The sequence below is a fragment of the bacterium genome, assembly GCA_035295165.1.
Classification (GTDB): Bacteria; Sysuimicrobiota; Sysuimicrobiia; order Sysuimicrobiales; family Segetimicrobiaceae; genus JAJPIA01.
The window spans coordinates 1-15,990 of record DATGJN010000088.1 but is presented as its reverse complement, the minus strand read 5'-3'; the positions used below and the strand labels follow the sequence as shown (position 1 = coordinate 15,990).

16 protein-coding genes are annotated in these 15,990 nt (G+C 69.0%); 14 read left to right on the top strand and 2 right to left on the bottom strand.

Annotation, left to right across the window (positions count from 1 at the left end; translation table 11 throughout):
- Positions 1-47 precede the first annotated feature (47 nt).
- Positions 48-572 (bottom strand): DoxX family protein, encoded by a 525-nt coding sequence (locus VKZ50_13980; protein ID HLJ60830.1) that lies wholly within the window; start codon positions 570-572, stop codon positions 48-50.
- A 493-nt stretch (positions 573-1,065) separates the two neighbouring features.
- Here VKZ50_13980 and VKZ50_13975 point away from each other — a divergent pair, with 493 nt between their 5' ends.
- Entirely contained in the window at positions 1,066-1,575 is a 510-nt protein-coding gene (locus VKZ50_13975) for a CAP domain-containing protein (GenBank protein ID HLJ60829.1), read from the top strand.
- A gap of 237 nt (positions 1,576-1,812) precedes the next feature.
- Entirely contained in the window at positions 1,813-2,508 is a 696-nt protein-coding gene (locus VKZ50_13970; protein HLJ60828.1) for a DUF5666 domain-containing protein, read from the top strand.
- Positions 2,509-2,626: 118 nt separating this feature from the next.
- Here VKZ50_13970 and VKZ50_13965 read toward each other — a convergent pair whose 3' ends face one another.
- On the bottom strand, positions 2,627-3,400 hold the full coding sequence (locus VKZ50_13965; protein HLJ60827.1) for a methyltransferase domain-containing protein: 774 nt from the start codon (positions 3,398-3,400) through the stop codon (positions 2,627-2,629).
- Positions 3,401-3,450: 50 nt separating this feature from the next.
- Here VKZ50_13965 and VKZ50_13960 point away from each other — a divergent pair, with 50 nt between their 5' ends.
- The 12 genes from VKZ50_13960 to VKZ50_13905 all read left to right on the top strand — a co-directional run bounded on the left by VKZ50_13960 (position 3,451) and on the right by VKZ50_13905 (position 15,781).
- Positions 3,451-3,864, top strand: a complete 414-nt coding sequence (locus VKZ50_13960) for a hypothetical protein (protein ID HLJ60826.1) — start codon at positions 3,451-3,453, stop codon at positions 3,862-3,864.
- A gap of 445 nt (positions 3,865-4,309) precedes the next feature.
- Positions 4,310-6,052: a biosynthetic-type acetolactate synthase large subunit gene (gene ilvB / locus VKZ50_13955; GenBank protein ID HLJ60825.1), complete on the top strand. Its 1,743-nt coding sequence runs from the start codon at positions 4,310-4,312 to the stop codon at positions 6,050-6,052.
- Positions 6,053-6,092: 40 nt separating this feature from the next.
- Entirely contained in the window at positions 6,093-6,578 is a 486-nt protein-coding gene (gene ilvN, locus VKZ50_13950) for an acetolactate synthase small subunit (protein ID HLJ60824.1), read from the top strand.
- 12 nt (positions 6,579-6,590) lie between these two features.
- On the top strand, positions 6,591-7,643 hold the full coding sequence (ilvC, locus tag VKZ50_13945; GenBank protein ID HLJ60823.1) for a ketol-acid reductoisomerase: 1,053 nt from the start codon (positions 6,591-6,593) through the stop codon (positions 7,641-7,643).
- A gap of 136 nt (positions 7,644-7,779) precedes the next feature.
- The gene (locus VKZ50_13940; protein ID HLJ60822.1) at positions 7,780-9,315 is read left to right on the top strand and encodes a 2-isopropylmalate synthase; all 1,536 of its coding nucleotides are present in this window, start codon (positions 7,780-7,782) and stop codon (positions 9,313-9,315) included.
- 61 nt (positions 9,316-9,376) lie between these two features.
- Positions 9,377-10,978, top strand: coding sequence for a citramalate synthase (gene cimA / locus VKZ50_13935; protein HLJ60821.1), 1,602 nt, complete (start codon positions 9,377-9,379; stop codon positions 10,976-10,978).
- Entirely contained in the window at positions 10,975-12,057 is a 1,083-nt protein-coding gene (gene leuB, locus VKZ50_13930) for a 3-isopropylmalate dehydrogenase (GenBank protein ID HLJ60820.1), read from the top strand. The genes cimA and leuB overlap by 4 nt, the downstream gene beginning before the upstream one ends.
- Positions 12,058-12,314: 257 nt before the next feature.
- Positions 12,315-13,256 carry a 2-dehydropantoate 2-reductase gene (locus VKZ50_13925; protein HLJ60819.1) on the top strand — a complete coding sequence of 314 codons (942 nt, stop codon included), beginning with the start codon at positions 12,315-12,317 and terminating at the stop codon, positions 13,254-13,256.
- A 72-nt stretch (positions 13,257-13,328) separates the two neighbouring features.
- Complete coding sequence (locus VKZ50_13920) at positions 13,329-14,054, top strand: hypothetical protein (protein ID HLJ60818.1); 726 nt, start codon at positions 13,329-13,331, stop codon at positions 14,052-14,054.
- Position 14,055: 1 nt separating this feature from the next.
- Positions 14,056-14,904, top strand: coding sequence for a hypothetical protein (locus tag VKZ50_13915; GenBank protein ID HLJ60817.1), 849 nt, complete (start codon positions 14,056-14,058; stop codon positions 14,902-14,904).
- 57 nt (positions 14,905-14,961) lie between these two features.
- Positions 14,962-15,306 (top strand): YerC/YecD family TrpR-related protein, encoded by a 345-nt coding sequence (locus tag VKZ50_13910; protein HLJ60816.1) that lies wholly within the window; start codon positions 14,962-14,964, stop codon positions 15,304-15,306.
- A complete protein-coding gene (locus tag VKZ50_13905) occupies positions 15,299-15,781 on the top strand; it encodes a cytochrome c-type biogenesis protein (protein ID HLJ60815.1) in 483 nt (160 codons plus the stop codon). Before VKZ50_13910 ends, VKZ50_13905 begins: the two co-directional genes overlap by 8 nt.
- The last annotated feature ends 209 nt before the right edge of the window (positions 15,782-15,990 follow it).

The following is a 15,990-nucleotide window of genomic DNA, read 5'->3' as shown; positions in this document are numbered from 1 at the left end:
GCCGGAGCTCGACCCGGCCGGGTGTCGCGGATCGGCGCGCCTCCTTGCTAGTGGGAGGGCACGTGCGTGGCACTGATCGTCGGACTGGAGTGCTTGAACAAACTGCCGGGCGCCCCCGGAACACCGAGCGCTGGGAGTACCCACCGGTCAAGCCCGTAGTAACCGGCGATCCGCCACGCAAGTACCAGCCAGGTTGCCAGAATGAAGAACAGCGGGTTGACGCTCACAGTACCGGCAAGCAGGTAGTTGGCGTTCATGAGCCCGCCGAAGAAGGCTGCCACGCCAGTGAACAGCCCAAGGATCAGCCCCACGCCGACGAGGAGCTCACCCGCTGAGACCGCGTAGCTCCAGGTTGCCGCATGCGGCAACACGACGCTGTGGAGGAAGTTTGCGTACCATCCAGAGACGTCGGGATGGGTACCGCTGGTCTTCTTCAGAGCTCCGAGGATGAACCCGGTCAGGGCGGTCCCAGCCTTTGGGCCGGCCCAGACGGGGTTGTGTAGCTTGTCCCAACCTTCGATCATCCACATATAACCAGCGTAGAGCCGTACGAGTAGCCAGAACCAGGCCATTCGCGTGTCCGCGAACAGAGTTCTCGAGATCGGCGGTTCACCGACCTCAACGCTGTGCCCGCTGTACTCTGCCACTTGGGTCACCTCCGTAAACTCGCTGTTCCTATTAGGGGGACGCATCTCATTAGGTCCCAGGTTACCTTGTTCCAGGCCTCGAGGGCATCGGCAGAGGACCTGATTTCCGGGTCGGGTGGCCACCCTATCTCGAGCGCTACCCACGCCCGTGCGGCAAGCGCATTGGGCTCTCGACACAGGGCGATGAGCGGCGCGCTGCAGTTTTGCGGTTCAAACCCCGCCGCTCGCGCATTTCACCTGTCGGGCGTGGAGCCCGCCCCAGAGGACAGCCGCATCCCACCCGGCCGCCTGTATATCTGAAAAAAGACCGGCTACGCAGGGAGGAAGCCGTCCGGTGAACATCGTAATACGGCTTTGGGGGACTCGTGTGACCCCGCTCGTCACCGATTCCTATCGTCTCGAGGGGCTTCGGGGTGTGATGATGCGACGGGTGCTCGCGATGACCTGCGGTACGGCTATGTTTTGTGTGCTTGTCACCGGGGCGGTGTTGGCCGCCCAAACCCCGCGCAAAATCCTCACCGGTCCGGCGATCTCGAATCCGAGAGTAGTCCCAGGGTCCGAGGCCAAGCTATTCCGGCTACTGAACAGGGCGAGGAAGGCCGTTCACGAGGCCCCTCTTGTCATGGACAACCGGCTCCGATGGACCGCACGAAAACTCTCCCGGGACATGGCGTTCCACGGGTTCCTCGGGCACGTGTCCTCATCGGGGGAGACGGTGCGCCAACGGCTATCTGCGGCGATCAGGCCTGGGACGGTCGTCGGGGAGAACGTTGGGTTGATGGACACGGTTGAAGAAGTGAACCGCGCGTTCCTCGCGAGCCCGGCGCACCGGATGTTGATGCTGTCCCCGAAGTTCCGCCGCGTGGGTATCGGGGTCACGACCGCAGGTGATGGTCAGCTCGCGATCACGGAAGACTTCGCGCAGTAGCGGCGGCGTCCCGCCGGTCCGCCCGATCCGCAACAGCGACATCCCCTAACTGGTTCGCATGATGACTCCGGCGGCTGCGGTCGCCGCTCGCTCCGCGCTGGTCCTGGACGCGGTTGCCGACGAGATCTCGGTGATGCCCATTCCTCCGCAGTGTCCGTCTCCCGGCGTCCGCGGTCGGAACCTTCGCCGGGCCCGCATCGCTTACGAGGTACTTTGCGACGAAGGGAGATTGAGAGCATGCGGAACACTCGGTTCAAGATGTCGATCGTCATGCTCGCCGCGGGGCTCGTGTTGGTCGCTCTCGTGGCGGGGGTCGCGTCGCTCACGACGCGATCGGCGGGTGCTCAGCCCGCAGTGCAGCCACCGGCGCCCCAGCAGCCGAACACCCAACAGCCGCCCTCAGCCCAGGGTACCCGGCCGCATCCGGTGATCGGCACGATCACGTCCGCGTCCGACGGCACGATCACGGTGACCGGCCGCGACGGCTCCGCGGTGACGGTGACGACGACCGCCACCACGCGGATCCTCGGGCGCGCGAACGCGGCGTTGACGAACGTGAAAGCAGGCGATGCGGTGCACGTTCTGGCGGACAAGGCGCAGGATGGGTCGTTGACCGCCACCGCGGTCGAGGATGTTCCGGCCGCGCTCGGAGTGCCGATGCGCGGAAAGGGCGGGCAGACTCAGACACGCGGCGGGCGAACGCTGGTCAGCGGCACGGTCGCCGAAGTTCGCGGCGGCGTCCTGTCGGTGACGGCCGCCGATGGCAGCCTGACGGCGGTCACGATCCCGCAGACCGCGCGGATCGGCACGCTGATCGCGCTCACGCCGGACCGTCTTGTCACCGGCGCGAGGGTGACGGTGCTGGGGCCGCGCAACGCCGATGGCGGCGTGACGGCAACGCTGATCATGGTGGCGGCTCAGCGGGCGCAGTGACGCCCCGGCGCGCGCCCCGCTCACCGGGCATTCGTCATGATGTCGCGGCGGACCGCCCTCCCGGGGCGGTCCGCTGCGCGTCGACATGCGTCGTGCGAGACGGTTGACCCGGACGGCGCTACGACTTTACGCCCAGGATCACGATCTCGTTCCAGGCGAAGTGGATATCGTCGCCCTCCTGTCGGATCTGGAAGGCCGCCGCGGCCGCAGGCGGCGCGTTCAACAACGCGTCTCTCAGCGTCGCGACCTTCGGCTCCGAGACACCGGCGCGGCGCACCCAGTCGGCGAACTGGAGGTGGACGTGGGCCGGCGCGGCGTCGGTCACGCGCAGGCCGTGGGCCGCGAACATCTCTCGGAGCCGGCTCGGCGGGTAGTTCCGAACGTGCGAAGGATCGCGACGCAGTTCCCATGCGTTCATCAGTGCCGCGAGCGCATCGTCCTCCGGCGTGCACGTGTCGTCCAGCACGACGCGGCCGCCGGGCCGGGTGACGCGCGCCATCTCGGCCAGCGCCTGCGTGATGTGCGGGAAGTGGTGCGCAGCCTGGCGGCAGGTCACGAGGTCGAACGACGCGGTCCGGAAGGGGAGCGCCTCCGCGTCGCCGAGACAGAACTCGATGTTGCGCACGTCCCGCGCCGCACGCAGCCCCTGCGCCTCGCGCACCATGCCCTCGGTCATGTCCAGGGCGACGACGCGGGCGCAGCGCGGCGCGACGGCGAACGCCGTGAACCCCGTCCCGGTCGCGACGTCGAGCGTCTGGTCGCCCGGCGACGGAGCCGCCAGGCGAAGCAGGGTCTCCAACCCCTCGGAGTGGCGGTGGACCGCACTGATCGTGTACCACGCCGCCTGGCGCGCGAACTGAGACTGGACGGACCGTTTGGCGTCGTCGGGCATGACCGCCTCCACGCAGGAGTACGTGCGACGCGGAAGAAAACCACAGGCCGATGAGCCTACCGCAGTGGCACGCTTGGTCGGTGCTGTTGGTCGTGACCCTCGCCGGGGACGCGCTCTGCGTTGTGATCGCCTTGTTCGGCGATCTGACGCGCCGCTACCGGATGCCGCACATCTTTTGGTGGATTCTGTGGCTGGCCCAGATTCCCCTCGGCATCCAACTGGCGCTCGGGCTCGTGCTGCTCGCGGAGGGCCTCCGCCCCCAGACGCCGCTGCACTATCTGTACGGCGGGCTTGTCGTGGCGACCGTTGCGGCGCTGTTTACGCTGCGCCCCGGCAGTCCCGCCCGCGGCTTGCTGGTGACGGACGAGGCGGGATACCGCGAATCCAGGTGGGTCGGTCTGTTGTGTCTGTTTCTGCTTTCGTTGGTCGGTCGCGCGTACATGACGGGAACGCTCGGCCATTGACAAAGCTACCCGTGTTTGCTAAAGTCATGTGACAACGTCCGGGGTTTCGGTTCTGCCCGTCGCAGCTCACCGCAACACAGCACCGCGAAACCAGGGACCGTCGATCGGAGCACTTGGCGACGTCCGAGCGACGACACAGGCGATGAGGAGACCGGGTCGCAGCAGTCCCGGATCCGAGAGAGCTGGTTCAGGTGGAAGCCAGCATCCGGTGCTGCGAACGCTCAACTCCGAGCCGCGGGAACCAAAGGCCGTCGTAGAGCGCGCCGAGTAGCACCCGCCGGAACCCGCCGAGACCGGGATGAGGGTCGTTCGAGCCGTGTCGCTCGGACGGAACTAAGGTGGTACCGCGGGGAGTCCCGTCCTTAGAGGACTCCGCGCGGTTTCTGTTTTTGTGGGGCGATTCACGGTACGGACGCGGTCGCACATCCAAAAGGGGGACGTGATCATGGTGCGCCAGACGACGCCTGTAGCGAGACCGGGGACCGCCGCGACGACGAAGCGGATGCGCGGAGGCCAGGCGCTCATCGAGTGCCTGCACCAGGTGGGCGTTGAGGTGATCTTCGGCCACCCTGGCGGGGCGGCGCTCCCGCTGTACGACTCGCTCTACGACGCGGGGGCCATCCGTCACGTCCTCGTCCGGCACGAGCAGGTCGCCGCGCACGCGGCGACCGGCTATCACCGCGTCACCGGCAAGGTCGGCGTGTGCATGGCGACGTCCGGCCCGGGCGCGACGAACCTCATCACGGGTATCACCGACGCGATGATGGACTCCGCGGGGATCGTGGCGATCACCGGGCAGGTCAACACGCATGCGATCGGAACCGATGCGTTCCAGGAGGCGGACGTCATGGGCATCACGATGCCCGTGACCAAGCATAACACCTTGGTCGAGAAGGCCTCCGACCTGCCGCGCGCGGTCCTGCAGGCGTTTCTGATCGCCGGCAGCGGACGGCCCGGCCCGGTGCTCATCGACATCCCGCGCGACATCGCCTTGGCCGAGGCGGAGTTCGAGTTTCCCGAGCAGGTGACGCTGCGCAGCGGCAAGGTGCCGCCCGCCGTGCCTAGCCCCAACCAGATCGCCGCGGCGGCGGCGCTGCTGAACCAGGCGTCGCGACCGATCGTCTACGCCGGCGGCGGCGTGATCACGAGCAACGCCGCGCCCGAGCTCACGGCGCTGGCGCGTCGGACGCGGATCCCGGTGACCACGACCCTCATGGGCAAGGGCGCGTTTCCCGAGACGGATCCGTTGTCGCTTGGGATGCTGGGGATGCACGGGACCGCATACGCCAACTACGCCATCAACACCGCGGACGTGATCCTGGCGGTCGGCGTGCGGTTCGACGACCGGGTGACCGGGCGTCTCAGCGACTTCGCGCCCGGAGCGCGGTTCATCCACATCGACATCGACCCGGCGGAGATCGGCAAGAACAAGCCCGCGCACGTGCCGATCGTGGGGGACGCCAAGGAGGCGCTGCGCGTCCTGAACGGCCAGGTCGTGCCCCCGGCGTGCGAAGCGTGGCACCGGGAGATCGCCGAGTGGAAGGCGCGGTACCCCCTCCGCTACCGCCAGACGGGCGACGTCATTAAACCGCAGTTCGCGATCGAGGAGCTGTACCGGCTGACCGAGGGCAAGGCGATCGTCGTCACCGACGTGGGGCAACATCAGATGTGGGCCGCCCAGTTCTACTTGATCTCGGAGCCGCGGATGTGGCTCTCGTCCGGCGGGCTGGGGACGATGGGGTACGGCTTCCCCGCGGCGCTCGGCGCCCAGGTGGGCCGGCCCGACGCGCTCGTCTGCGCGATCGTCGGTGACGGCAGCTTCCAGATGACGCTGCAGGATCTCGCCACCGCCGTGGAGTGCCGGCTGCCGCTCAAGATCTACATCCTCGACAACCAGTCGCTGGGGATGGTCCGCCAGTGGCAGCAGCTCTTCTACCAGGAGCGGTACTCTCACGTGTTCCTGAAGAACCCGGACTTCGCGAAATTGGCCGAGGCGTACGGGGCGGTGGGGATCAACGTCCGGCGCACGGACGAGCTGCGGCCCGCGCTGCAGCGCTCGCTCGAGGTCACCGACCGGCCATGTCTCGTCGCGATCTCCGTGGACCCCGAGGAGAACTGCTATCCTATGATCCCGTCGGGGCAGTCGGTCAAGGAGATGATCGTCGAAGATGACCGGGTCCGTGATTGAGCTGTTGTCGGGAACGTCGCCGACGCTCCGGCGGGACACGATGAAGCACACGATCTCCGTGCTCGTGGACAACTCGCCGGGTGTCCTCATGAAGGTCGCCGGGCTGTTCCGGCGCCGCGGGTACAACATTCACAGCCTGGCCGTCGGCGTCACCGAGCAGCCGGCGGTGTCGCGGATGATCATCGTCGTCGAGGGCGCGCCGGAGATCCTTGAGCAGATCATCAAGCAGCTCAACAAGCTCATGGAGGTCGTCAAGGTCAACGACGTGACGGGGTTCAACACGGTGGATCGGGAGCTGGCGTTGATCAAGCTCAACGCGACGCCGACGACCCGGATGGAGATCATGGAGATCAGCAACGTGTTTCGCGCCAACGTCGTGGACCTCACCGAGAAGACGATGACGCTGGAGGTCACGGGACGGTCCGACAAGATCGACGCGATCATGTCGTTGCTGCACAAGTACGGGATCCGCGAGATGGTGCGCACCGGCCAGGTGACGCTGGTCCGCGGCACCCAGCCCACCTAGGAGGCCACCGGCATGCCCGCAAAGGTCTACTACGAACAGGACGCCAACCTGAACGTCCTCCGCGGCAAACGCGTCGCGGTGATCGGGTACGGCAGCCAGGGACACGCGCAGGCCCAGAACCTACACGACAGCGGCGTCTCGGTGGTCGTCGGCCTGTACCGGGGGAGCCGGTCGTGGGACCAGGTTGCGGCCGACGGACTCGAGGTCGCGACGGTCTCGGAGGCGGCGGCCGCCGCGGACATCGTGCAGGTCCTGATTCCGGACGAGATCCAATCCCGCGTCTACCAGGAAGAGATCCGGCCGCATCTCCGCAAGGGCAAGGCGCTCGGCGTTTCGCACGGGTTCAGCATCCACTTCCACCAGATCGTGCCGCCCCCGGACCTGGACGTGTTCATGATCGCACCGAAGAGCCCGGGCCACCTCCTGCGCCGGATGTACGTCGAGGGCAAGGGGGTGCCGTCGCTGCTGGCGATCCACCAGGATCCGAGCGGCAAGGCCAAGGCCGTCGCACTGGCGTATGCGCACGGCATCGGCAGCCTGCGCGCGGGCGTGATCGAGACGACGTTTCGCGAGGAGACCGAGAGCGATCTGTTCGGCGAACAGACCGTGCTGTGCGGCGGGATTTCGGAGCTGATCAAGGCGGGATACGAGACGCTCGTGGCGGCAGGATACGCACCGGAGATCGCCTACTTCGAGTGTCTCCACGAGATGAAGCTGATCGTGGACCTGATCTACGAAGGCGGCCTCGGCCTCATGCGCTATTCGGTGAGCAACACCGCCAAGTTCGGCGACTTCACGCGGGGCCGGCGGATCGTTACCGAGGAGACGCGCGCCGAGATGCGCCGGATCCTCGCCGAGATTCAGAGCGGGGCGTTCGCCAAGGAGTGGATCCTCGAGAACCAGGCCGGGCGGCCGATGTTTTCGGCGCGTTACGAGCAGGAGGCCCACCATCCGATCGAGGAGATCGGCGCCCAGCTCCGGGCGATGATGCCGTGGCTCAAGCGCGACCTCGGTGCGGGCGCACCCGCGGCCCCCAAGAAGGCAGAGGCGAAGGCCAAGCGGTAGACGGGACCACCCGGGACGCTCGATGCGGCCCGGGCCCGGCGGCGGGAAGGCCGCCGCACGGGGGACGCGTCGGTGGAGCTCGGACGGGCGACCCCCGTCCGGCGCGACCCGGCCGCGAACGATGGAGGGCGGGGCGATGAGCGAGAAGGTCCGGATCTTCGACACGACGCTGCGCGATGGCGAGCAGTCACCCGGATTCACGATGAACACGCAGGAGAAGCTCGAGGTCGCCCGCGCGTTGGCCGCACTGCGCGTGGACATCATCGAGGCGGGATTCCCCATCAGCAGTCCGGGGGACCTCGAGGGCGTCCAGCTCGTCGCGCGCGAGGTCCGTGGGCCCGTGATCGCCGCCCTGGCCCGCGCCAATCGCCAGGACGTCGACGCGGCCGCGGCGGGGGTGCGGGACGCCGAGCGGTCGCGGATCCACGTGTTCCTCGCCACGTCGCCGATCCACATGGAGCACAAGCTCCGCATGACGCCCGACGCGGTGTATGAGGCGTCCGTCGAGGCCGTCCGGTACGCGCGGACGTTCACCGACGATGTCGAGTTCTCGGCGGAGGACGGCAGCCGGTCCGATCCGGAGTTTCTCTGTCGCGTGATCGAGGGCGTGATCCGCGCGGGCGCGTCGACGATCAACGTGCCGGACACCGTCGGCTACGCCACGCCCGAGGAGTACGCCAACCTGTTCCGCCTGCTGATGGAGAAGGTCCCGAACAGCGACCGCGTGCTCTGGAGCGCGCACTGTCACGACGACCTCGGGCTGGCCGTCGCGAACTCACTCGCCGCGATCGGCGCGGGGGCACGGCAGCTCGAGTGCACGATCAACGGCATCGGCGAGCGCGCCGGGAACGCGTCGCTCGAGGAAGTCGTCATGGCGCTGCAGACGCGTCGCAACTACTATGGGCTCGAGACCGGCCTGGACACGACCAAGATCTACCGGATCAGCCGGCTGATCAGCGCGATCTCGGGCGTGCCCGTGCAGCCGAACAAGGCGATCGTCGGGGACAATGCGTTCGCGCATGAAGCCGGGATCCACCAGCACGGGGTGCTGATGAACCGCGCGACCTACGAGATCATGACCCCGCAGACGATTGGGATCCCGAGTAACAAGCTGGTGCTGGGCAAACACTCCGGCCGGCACGCGTTCAAGAAGCAGCTGGAGGACAACGGGGTGCGGCTCTCCGACGACGAGCTGCAGCGCGCGTTTCAGGAGTTCAAGGTGCTGTGCGACAAGAAGAAGCAGGTCACGATCGAGGACATCCTGTCGCTCGTCGAGACCGAGTTGCGCAGCGCCCCCCAGACGTACGCGCTGCGGGCGTTCCACGTGTCCACGAGCAGTACGCTGCCGCCGATGGCGTCCGTGACCCTCGTGCGGGGCCAGGAGTTGTTCACACAAGAGGCGTCGGGCGACGGTCCGGTCGACGCGATGTACAACGCGATCAACAAGATCGTCGGCCTCGACCCGTCGCTGGCCGACTACGCGATCAAGGCGATCACGGGCGGCACCGACGCGATGGGCGAGGCCACGGTCAGGGTCCGCGACGGAGACGGCTTGTTCGTCGGACGGGGCACCAGCACCGACGTGCTGGAGGCGAGCGCGCGGGCCTACGTCGCCGCGGTCAACAAGATCATCCACGAGCGCCAGCACTGGATGACCAACACGTACGGCTAGTCCGCGACGCGGCGCGGGCCCGGCGGACGGACCGTCCGCCAGGCGGCGAGGAGGACCGTTCATGACCCATCCGGCCCAGATCGCGCTCTACGATACGACCCTGCGCGACGGCACGCAGGGGGCGGGGATCACGCTGTCGGCCGACGACAAGCTGCGGATCGCGGAGCGGCTCGACGAGTTCGGGATCGATTATATAGAAGGCGGATGGCCCGGGAGCAATCCGAAGGACCTCGAGTTCTTCGAGCGGGCGCAGGCCCGGACATGGCGGCACGCCCGCTTGACCGCGTTCGGGAGCACGCGCCGGGCCGGGATCCCGCCGGAGCAGGACGAGAACCTCCGGCTCATCGTGGCGGCCGGGACACCCGTCGCGGTCGTGTTCGGGAAGTCGTGGGACCTGCACGTCCGGGAGGCGTTGCACACCACCCCGGAGGAAAACCTGCGGATGATCGAAGACTCCGTTCGCTTTCTCCAGACCCGCGGCCTCGAGGTCGTCTACGACGCGGAGCACTACTTTGATGGATGGAAGGCGCACCCGGAGTACGCCTTGGCGACGATCGTCGCGGCGCGGCGGGGAGGCGCTGCGGTCGTGGTGCTCTGCGATACAAACGGCGGCCGGCTCCCCTTCGAGATCCGGGCCGGCGTGGAGGCGGCCCACGCGGCGGTGGATGGGCCGCTCGGCATTCACGCGCATAACGACGGCGAGCTCGGCGTGGCGAACACGCTCGTTGCCGTCCAGGCGGGCGCGACGCACGTGCAGGGCACGATCAACGGCATCGGCGAGCGCTGCGGCAACGCGAACCTCGTCTCGATCATTCCCAACCTGCAGCTGAAGATGGGCCGCCGGTGCGTCCCGGACGCGTCGCTCGGCCGGCTCGGCGAGCTGGCGCGGTACGTCTCGGAACTGGCGAACATGGCGCCCGACGAGTACCAGCCGTTCGTCGGGCGCAACGCGTTTGCTCACAAAGGCGGCGTCCACGTCAGCGCCGTGATGGCCCACCCTGCGACCTACGAGCACATCGTGCCCGAGTCGGTCGGCAACCGGCGCCGCGTCGTGGTGAGCGACCTGTCCGGGCGGGCGAACGTCCTCTACAAGGCGCAGGAGATGGGCGTGGACCTCAGCAAGGATCGTCCCGAAGCGCGAGCGATCCTTGCCGAGCTGAAGCGGTTGGAGCACGAGGGATTTCAGTTCGAGGGGGCGGAGGCATCGTTCGAGTTGCTGATGCGGCGCACGCTCGGGCAGCACCGCCCGGCGTTTTCCCTCCTCGGCCTCCGGGTGCTGGCCGAGAAGCGGGGAGACGGCACGAGTGTGTCCGAGGCGAGCATCCGGGTGGCCGTGGACGGCTTGGAGGAGCACACCGCGGCCGAAGGCAACGGGCCGGTGCACGCCTTGGACCGTGCGCTCCGGAAGGCGCTTGAGCGCTTCTACCCGGAAATCGGACGCGTCCGCCTCGTCGACTATAAGGTGCGCGTGCTCAACGCCGACGCCGCGACCGCGGCGCGGGTCCGGGTGCTGATCCAGTCCACCGACGGCGTGCGGACGTGGGGGACCGTCGGCGTGTCGGAGAACGTCGTGGAAGCGTCGTGGCAGGCGCTCGTCGACAGCTTGGAATACGTGCTCCTGCCCGCTGGCGGGCGCCGGCCCCGTCTCGAGGCGGCCCGATGAGCGGCCCGCGGACGTGCCGGATCGCGGTCGTTCCCGGCGACGGGATCGGCCGCGAGGTGATCGCCGAGGCTGTTCGGGTGCTCACGGAGGTCGGGCGGCGGTTTGAGATGGTCCTGTCGTTCGAGGAGGGGCTCGCGGGCGGGGCCGCGATCGACGCGACAGGCCATCCGATTCCTCCCGAGACGGTGGAGTTGTGTCGCCGCTCGGATGCGATCCTGCTCGGCGCGTGCGGCGGGCCGAAGTGGGACCGGGGACCGGCGCACCTGCGGCCCGAGCAGGCGCTGTTCACGCTACGGAAGACGTTCCAGCTCTACGCCAACCTCCGGCCGGCCGCGGTCTCGCCGCCGCTGCTGGGCGCCTCGCCGCTCCGCCGCGAGGTCGTCGAGGGCACGAACTTCCTGATCGTTCGGGAACTCTGCGGTGGATTGTACTACGGCACGCAGTCGCGCACCGGCGAGGGCGATCAGGCGGCGGCCATGGATACGCTGCCGTACGCGGCGCCGGAGATCCGGCGCGTCGTCCGCAAAGCCTGTGAGATCGCGCGCCTGCGGCCGCGACGCAAGGTGACGTCGGTGGACAAGGCCAACGTGCTCGAGACGTCGCGGTTGTGGCGCGAGGTGGCGACGGAGACGGCGCGCGAGTTCCCCGACCTCGCGTTCGAACACATGCTGGTGGACAACGCGGCGCTGCAGCTGGTGCGCGACCCCCGGCAGTTCGATGTCATCGTCACCGAGAACACGTTCGGGGACATCCTCAGCGACGAAGCGGCCGGCGTGATCGGGTCCCTCGGCCTGATGCCGTCCGCGAGCTTGGGCGAGCGCGCCCCGGGTTTGTTCGAGCCCGTACACGGAACCGCCCCCGACATCGCCGGCAAGGGGATCGCGAACCCCCTTGCCGCGATCCTCACCGGCGCGCTGTTGCTCCGCTACGGCGCGGGCCACGAAGCCTCCGCCGCGGCGATCGAAGGCGCGGTGACGCGCGCGCTCGCGGACGGATGCCGCACCGGGGACATGGCGGGGACGACGCCCGCGCTGGGGACCCGTGCCATGACGGACGCGGTGCTCGCGAAACTGGCCTGACCGCGAGCAGGACGGTTCGTCCCCAGCGCCGAGGACGCCGTTGGCGCGCGCCTGCTCCGCGTGCGATTCGCCTTGGTCTTCCAAGCCGATACGAAACCCCGACCCCGATCCGTAACGCCACGTCGTCCGGGCTGGACCCAGACCCGGGTGCGGTGGTTCGCGCCGCCCCATCGGCGCGCCACCGCGGCAGTGTCTTTGACCGTGTGCGTGGAATACTCACCCGTTGACCGGATCACCGGACGGGGGTGGGGGGCGCGATGCGGATTCTCGTGATGGGCACCGGCGGTCTCGGCGGGTACTTCGGCGGGCTGCTTGCGCGCGCCGGTGAGGACGTGACGTTCGTGGCCCGGGGCGCACACTTCCGGGCGCTCGTCGAGCACGGGCTCCGGGTGCGCAGCGTCGACGGCGACTTCGCGCTGCCGGTGCGCGCCGTCGAGCGGCCGTCGGACGCGGGATCGGTGGATCTGGTGTTGTTCGCCGTCAAGACCTACGATGTCGACGGCGCGGGCGAGGCGATCCGTCCGGCGGTCGGGCGCGAGACGGCGGTCCTCTGCCTGCAGAACGGTGTGGACACGGAAGACCGGTTGACCACGATGCTGGGGCGCGGACCTGTGTTGGGCGGCGTGACATACGTTGCGGGTGCGATCGAGGCGCCCGGCGTGATCCGGCACACCGGCCTGCCCGGAGACATCATTTTCGGCGAGATGGACGGCACGATCACGCCGCGCGTCCGGACGATCGACGCGGCGCTCTCCCGCGCCGGGATCAAGAGCCAGGTGAGCGCAGAGATCGTGCGCGTGCTGTGGGAGAAGTTCGTGTTCATCTGTGCAGCCGGCGGGATGACCGCGCTCACCCGGGTCGTCCTCGGCGAAATCTGGGACCACGCGGAGTCTCGCGAGATGTTTCGCGGTTTGATGGAGGAGACGGCCGCGGTCGGCCGCGCCCGCGGCATTCGCCTCGACGGGGTGGTTGAGCGACAGATCGCGTTTGTCGACGAACTCGTGCACGGGGCCGGGTACCATACCCGCGCCTCGCTGTATCACGATCTCGCGGCGGGGAAACGGATGGAGCTGGATGCGCTGTGCGGGGCGGTCGTGCGCATGGGGCGCGAGGCTGGGGTGCCCACGCCGCTCAGCTTCGCGGTCGTCGCCGCGCTGCGGCCGCACGAGCGCCGCGCCGCGGCCGGCGCGGGGCGCTAACGCCGTGCCGCCCTTGCAAATAGGGGCGTCCACAGCATACAATACGCCTGTCGTGCGCATGAGCCTTTTCTCGTGAGAATCCCCGCAGCCGTGAACCCTGACCAAGCCATGGCGATTGCGGTCGCCTTGTGCTACGGGCTCGCGGTGGCGGCGGTCGTCGGCCGCGGACAGCTTCGGAACCCGTGGTTCTTTGTCGCGTTTGTCCTGGGCGCTGTCGTCTTCTGGGTTGCCGCACTCCTCGTGGATCCGATCCAGGCCCTCGTGGCATACCTCTTCGGTTGGGACATCGGTGCGTACAGTACCAGCATCGGCGTCGGCCTGGTCGGCGCGTTGATCGCCGCGACGATCAACGAGATCTTCAAGTTGGCGATCGCCCTGCCCACGCTGTCACGGGGGGGCGCGGAGGCCGACGCCGCCGCGTTCGGCGCCTCGGTGGGCGCCGGGTTCGGCGCGATCGGCGCCTACCAGGTGTTGGGGTTGGCGCTGGTGGCGCGCACGCTTCATATGGGCGCGCCCGACAACCTTGTGACCCCGCTCGTCCAGCAGTTCGGGTTCGTCGCTGCGAACGGCGCGTCGACGGCGCTGGCGGTTTACGGCGCGACCCACGGCCAGCTCGGCGTGTGCCTGGGCGCGGCGGTCCTCTACCAGACGATGTATGGGATGCTCGGCCTGTTGTTCGCGCTCCAGGTGTACGCGCTCCCGGTGTGGACGATGCTCGCCGTCGGGGTCGCGCTCGCCATGCTCGCGTACGCGGTCGTGCTGAGCCTTCCGCGAGCGGCGGCCCGCCTGACGTCCTGACGTGGACGGCGTCGAAGCCGACCGCGCCGCGCAGGACCGGCTGGCGGCCGGATGGCGCCACCTCGCCGCGTTCTTCCAGGAGGGCGTCCGTCATCTCCCCGAGGCGGTCGCGGCGTTCCGCGCGGCCGAGCACCTGCAGCGGCGCGCGGGGGGCGGTGATGCCCTCGTCAACACGTTGCTCGGTCTCTCGCTTGCGCTCCGCCTCCTGCGCGACCCCGAGGAAGGCCGCCGCGCGGTCGTGCTTGCTCAAGAACTGGTGAACATCGTTCGCCGCGGTCGGGGAGAGCAGGACGCACTGGCGTACCGTGGCGCGCTCGAGGCCGCGTGCCGGGATCTCGCCGACGTCGAACGGGACGGCGCTGCGATCGGCGCAGTCGAACAGGGGATCGACGCCTGCGACCGGACGCTCAGACTGGCCCGCCGGCTGCGCGTCGATGCCCCGCTGCCGGCCGCCCGCGCGACGAAAGCCGCGCTGCTCGTCCGCCTGATCGTACTGCGCCGCCAGGCCGATGCGCGGCGATGGCGGGACGCGGAGCGGTTGTTCGCGGCGGCCCTCGCGGCGTGGCCGGAGCGCGACATCGAGGGCGGCGCGGTGGTACGGTGCGATTTCGCGGAGGCGCTTGCGGCGGGCGGAGACGCGGGGCGCGCGGAGTTGCTCGCCGGCGAGGCCGCCGCCGCCCTGCGCGGGACCGGGAATCGGTACTTGCAGGCCAGAGCCGCGCGGGCGGAGGCGCGCGCGGCTCTGGCCGCCGGCCGGCCCGACGCACTCGACCGCGTCGTGACCGCGGCGGCGGCGTTTCGCGCTCTCGGGTGCGAGTGGGACGCGCGGCAGGTCGAGGCTTTGGTGTGAGCGAAGGCTCCGCGTGTTTCACGCAGTGATGCGTCATCGTGGAAAGGTGCCAGCGTCGTGGTGAATCCGAAACTTCGGAGTCCGCTGACCGACACACTGTTTCGCGCCGTGTTGCAGCTGCGTACGGTGGAGGAGTGCTACCGCTTCTTCGAGGACCTTTGCACGATCGGCGAGGTCAAAGCGCTCGCCCAGCGTTTCGCCGTCGCGCGCATGTTGCACGCCGGGCGGACCTATCAGGAGATCGAGGCGCGCACGGGCGCGTCCTCGGCGACGATCAGCCGCGTGCGCCGGTTTTTGACCTATGGGGCGGACGGGTACGCGCTCATCCTCGGCCGCCTCGGCCGGGGAGAGGCGGCGCCGCGGAAGCGCGGTCCCGGCGGCGCGCGTCGGGGCGATGCGTAGAGCCCGTGCGGGGCGCGGCACTGCCGGCCTGATCGCAGCGGCGATCGTCGTTGGCCTGATCGCGTCGGCGGCGGCGGCGGCGACGCTCGACGACCGCGTGTACGCCGTGGCGCGGCAGCTGCTCTGCCCGGTCTGCCAGGGGCAGACCGTCGCGGAGAGCGATGCCACGGTCGCGCTGGAGATGCGGACGATCATCCGGCAGAAGCTCGAGGCCGGCGAGACGCCCGACCAGATCCTCCGCTACTTCGTCGGTCAGTTCGGCGAGAGCGTGCTCGCGGAGCCGCCGCGGCGCGGCGTCTCGTGGCTCCTGTACCTCGGCCCCTTCGCGGCGCTCGTGGCCGGATTCGCGATCGCCGCGGTCGCGATTCGCCGGTGGACCGGCGGCGCCCCGGCGGCACCCCCGTCGCCTCCTGCGGGGATGGATCCCTCCGACCTCGAGCGGCTGGCCCGGGATCTCGACATGCGCGACCGGTAACGCCCGCGCCAAGCGGGCCCCGCCGCGCGCGGGGCGCGGTGGGGCCGGATCCCGGTAGGGTTGGGTATGATGTCGTAGTTCAGCAATCCTGTCATGCTAACGGTTCAGCGAAAATGTCACCCCCTGGGCGCTGAGCTCTTTGCGGCGAGCGATCTGAGCGTATTGCCTCCAGGGATGATCGGGCCCGGGACGTGGATCACGCGGCGGTG

Excerpts from the sequence above, each read along its gene's own strand:
- VKZ50_13980 (HLJ60830.1), bottom strand. The coding sequence starts at position 572 with ATGGCCTGGTTCTGGCTACTCGTACGGCTCTACGCTGGTTATATGTGG.
- VKZ50_13975 (HLJ60829.1), top strand. The coding sequence starts at position 1,066 with ATGATGCGACGGGTGCTCGCGATGACCTGCGGTACGGCTATGTTTTGT.
- VKZ50_13970 (HLJ60828.1), top strand. The coding sequence starts at position 1,813 with ATGCGGAACACTCGGTTCAAGATGTCGATCGTCATGCTCGCCGCGGGG.
- VKZ50_13965 (HLJ60827.1), bottom strand. The coding sequence starts at position 3,400 with ATGCCCGACGACGCCAAACGGTCCGTCCAGTCTCAGTTCGCGCGCCAG.
- VKZ50_13960 (HLJ60826.1), top strand. The coding sequence starts at position 3,451 with ATGAGCCTACCGCAGTGGCACGCTTGGTCGGTGCTGTTGGTCGTGACC.
- ilvB (HLJ60825.1), top strand. The coding sequence starts at position 4,310 with ATGGTGCGCCAGACGACGCCTGTAGCGAGACCGGGGACCGCCGCGACG.
- ilvN (HLJ60824.1), top strand. The coding sequence starts at position 6,093 with ATGAAGCACACGATCTCCGTGCTCGTGGACAACTCGCCGGGTGTCCTC.
- ilvC (HLJ60823.1), top strand. The coding sequence starts at position 6,591 with ATGCCCGCAAAGGTCTACTACGAACAGGACGCCAACCTGAACGTCCTC.
- VKZ50_13940 (HLJ60822.1), top strand. The coding sequence starts at position 7,780 with ATGAGCGAGAAGGTCCGGATCTTCGACACGACGCTGCGCGATGGCGAG.
- cimA (HLJ60821.1), top strand. The coding sequence starts at position 9,377 with ATGACCCATCCGGCCCAGATCGCGCTCTACGATACGACCCTGCGCGAC.
- leuB (HLJ60820.1), top strand. The coding sequence starts at position 10,975 with ATGAGCGGCCCGCGGACGTGCCGGATCGCGGTCGTTCCCGGCGACGGG.
- VKZ50_13925 (HLJ60819.1), top strand. The coding sequence starts at position 12,315 with ATGCGGATTCTCGTGATGGGCACCGGCGGTCTCGGCGGGTACTTCGGC.
- VKZ50_13905 (HLJ60815.1), top strand. The coding sequence starts at position 15,299 with ATGCGTAGAGCCCGTGCGGGGCGCGGCACTGCCGGCCTGATCGCAGCG.